A 3,476-nucleotide genomic window follows, 5' to 3' on the forward strand; every position below is an offset into this window, starting at 1 on the left:
GGGAGACGTTACGCAAAAGGGCTCGGACCCGTTCCGTTAGAAAGACCGACCTCCACCCCTTAGTTAGATGTGACGAAGGAATGAAAGGGCTTAGACCCGTTGAGACATGGGAGCGAGAATCGCTAGGGTTACGTGGAGACGTGCATAATATGGAATAATATAAGTGATTAATACATCGCTTTTGTTCCTGCATGCCCTTTTCATTCTCCCACAGCCATCGGCTCCTTCATGTATTTTTCTTTCACATTTGTCATAAGGTGAAATCCTGCGAATTCATGAGTCTGAGTGAGAAAACTGAATCATTTCGAGGGAGCGTAATACCCCATAATTCGTCAGTTTACAGATAACTTAAATATCAAAGCCCATCTTGCGGTTTTTAAACGCTCAGGGGTAAAATCGACGGTTTCCCACTCATTCTTGTCTGTAGCCTGCATCCCCCATACGGAAACCGCTTCATTTTCTGCGACATCCAGGGTTTGATTTAGTTGGATCGTATTGCGTCCATTAAGTCTACTATCGCGATCGATGTATGTAACAGTTGATGACGTACCATTTTTATTCACAAAAGCTGATGTGATCTCATACAGCGGTTTACTACCTTCAATTGAAACTGTCTTAATCGATGCAATAAATTCGCCTTCATAGTCCTTTGTCTTCTCTTGTGAATCCTGCATTGCGGTGCTAATTGAACTGTATGTCTTCGTTTTCGTCCCATTTTCCCAAAGTTCAATTGTAGCAGTAATATTATTTTTGTTTCCGCCATACTTCAATTTCACTGCACCCGACATCGTGCCAAGAAAAGGCTGGAACTTCCGTGCTTCTCCGGCAAATAAATCGATTGGCTCCACGTGCAAAGAAGTTCCTTCAACTTGTTTTGTTATTTCTGTTTCCGATTGATTAGATACATTCTTTGAGCATGCACACAGTATTACAGCAATAATAAGTATCGAACCGATGAACTTTAGCTTCAGCAAAGTAATTTACTCCCCCTTTCTTTTATATTGTTTAATTTTACCATTAACCAAGCTATAGTTAGAACACATTTTTAAAGTATACTGCCAGTTAGCTTAACGCTCAGCAGTACATATGTACCAAATGTCTTATTTTATGAATATGTAAAAGGAGCTGCCGTGGCAGCTCCTTCATCGTTGTATATAGTCCTTAATTGAACTAACGTTCTCCGTTAGGATTCCTGTAGAGCGTTAAATTTACACTTTGCAATAAAACGAGCGACTCCGTTACGATAGGGTAGTCACGGGTCATAGCCCTTTAGCCATCTTAAGGAGGTCGCTCTATCTTGAATTTTAAAGCCCAAGCCAAACAAAATCAACTACTAGAACGCATTTCTATCCAGCACCTTGTCGTCGGAATCGACATCGCTCAGCAATCTCATGTTGCTCGTGCTGTCAATTTCCGTGGTATCTCACTCGGTACTCCGCTTCACTTCTCTAACGACGAAGTCGGTTATAGTCAATTGCTGCGGTGGATGAAAGATATCCAAAAATCACATTATTTAAACGACACCATCATCGGTATGGAACCAACTGGCCATTACTGGCTCAGCCTCGCTGCCTGGCTCAAGGACCGAAACCACGAGACAGTGCTAGTAAACCCCCATCTCGTCAAAAAGAATAAGGAAAACCGAGACAATACTCCCTCTAAAAGCGACATTAAGGATGCCTTGGTTATCGCCGACATGGTGAAAAACGGCTACTACACTGTCATTAAAGAAACTAGTAAAGTGTTCATAGAACTACGAGTGCTTATGGCCAACCGGGAGACAATCGTCCATCGACTTGTCAGTGTCAAGAATCAGATTCATCGCTGGGTCGACATTGTATTTCCGGAGCTAAGGCAGGTATACAAGCACCTCATTGGCTCTGGGTCACTCGCTACATTGCGTCTCTTTCCAACGCCTGCTGATCTTAATAAACTCACTGTTCACCAGGTAATCGAAGGCTGGAAAACAGTCATGAAACGGCATAGCGGTGAACGCAGAGCTGGTGAGTTACTAGCATTGGCAGCTCGCTCGGTCGGTGCAAAGCATGCCCAAAAAGCCTATAAACTTCATATACAACAGCTGTTGGCAGAATATGATCTCGCTATGGAGCAGCTACAGGTCATTGAGGAAGAAGTGGCGACTGTCCTAGCCCGTATTCCACTGGCTAAGCCTCTGCTCGCAATGAAGGGGATGAGCATCTTGTCTGTTGCCGGCATTCTAGGTGAAGCTGGCGATCTCAGTGGTTATGCACATGGCAATGCGTTGTTGCGTCATGCCGGTCTCAACCTAGCTGAAGCAAGCTCAGGCAAGTGGAAAGGCCAGATGTCCATTAGTAAACGTGGCCGACCAAGGCTTCGGCATGCCCTGTTCATGGCAACTATGGCTCTCATTATGAACGATGAAACATTCAAACGACAGCACGAACTGAATGTAAAGACAAAAAGTATGAAGCCCATGCGTTCAGTGATGAAGCTCTGTGGTAAACTGGCCCGCATTCTGGTTGCCCTAGCTCGTAGTGGTGAAGCTTACGAACCGGATCGAGCTCTTCCTATGAAACAGGTGTCTTAATCATTACACGCACAGCACAAAAACTGGCTTATTCGCAGGATTTTAAGATTGCACGGAGTACCGGATTGCATTCAACAAAAGGGCATAGACCCGTACCGTTAGGATTACCGGCCTCCACCCTCTGGATAGGCGTAACGAAGGAATGAAAGGGCATAGCCCCGTCGAGAAATGGGAGTGAAAGCCTCCGGAGGTACGTGGAGCAGCGTGCAGCAGATCAACAAAAAAAGGAGCGAAAGCTCGCCCCTTCTGTTCCCGCATGCCCATCGGTTACCAATTTTGACGGAACCCGTTCCATTTAATCCGAGCTATGATTTATCTATAGGTGAAATCCTGCGAATAAGCGAGCATTCGTGAGAAAACTACATCGTACCGAGGGAGTTCAATGAGCAAAAACAACACATAAGAATACTACACATTTTGGGTGACTTTAACATATTGGAGAGGTAATAGATAGAAAACAATATGTCGCAGTACGACAACACTATCTATCAGAGTTCAATCCACGTACCTACGTGAGGTACGACGTACCAGCGACTCTCCTGCTGTCCTTCGCTGATAAGTTCAATCCACGTACCTACGTGAGGTACGACCTAGCGTCATTCCCATTCTGAAAGCACCATTTATAAGTTCAATCCACGCACCTACGTGAGGTGCGACTTCGAAACGTTGCCTATCCGTTTCAAACCATTCAGTTCAATCCACGCACCTACGTGAGGTGCGACCGAATTGCTTCCATGTATGCAACCTCTCGGATCAAGTTCAATCCACGCACCTACGTGAGGTGTATAAATGCTAGTCTAAATATGTACAGAATTGCTTGAATAAAGATGTACAGTTTTGACGACATGCTACATACTTGTCTCAAGGGAGAGATGAGTATGTACATGACGTTGGATGTTCAAACGGA

2 protein-coding genes are annotated in these 3,476 nt (G+C 44.7%); one reads left to right on the forward strand and one right to left on the reverse strand.

Annotated features, from left to right (window positions below; all coding sequences use genetic code 11):
• Nucleotides 1-332 precede the first annotated feature (332 nt).
• Nucleotides 333-974, reverse strand: coding sequence for a hypothetical protein (locus tag AC1TPB_RS24600; RefSeq protein WP_482078907.1), 642 nt, complete (start codon nucleotides 972-974; stop codon nucleotides 333-335).
• Between the two features lie 323 nt (nucleotides 975-1,297).
• On the opposite strand from AC1TPB_RS24600, the gene AC1TPB_RS24605 reads away from it, so the two are divergent.
• Nucleotides 1,298-2,569, forward strand: a complete 1,272-nt coding sequence (locus tag AC1TPB_RS24605; RefSeq protein ID WP_482078908.1) for an IS110 family RNA-guided transposase — start codon at nucleotides 1,298-1,300, stop codon at nucleotides 2,567-2,569.
• Nucleotides 2,570-3,476: the final 907 nt, after the last annotated feature.

It is taken from the genome of Paenibacillus sp. Y951 (genome assembly GCF_056786395.1).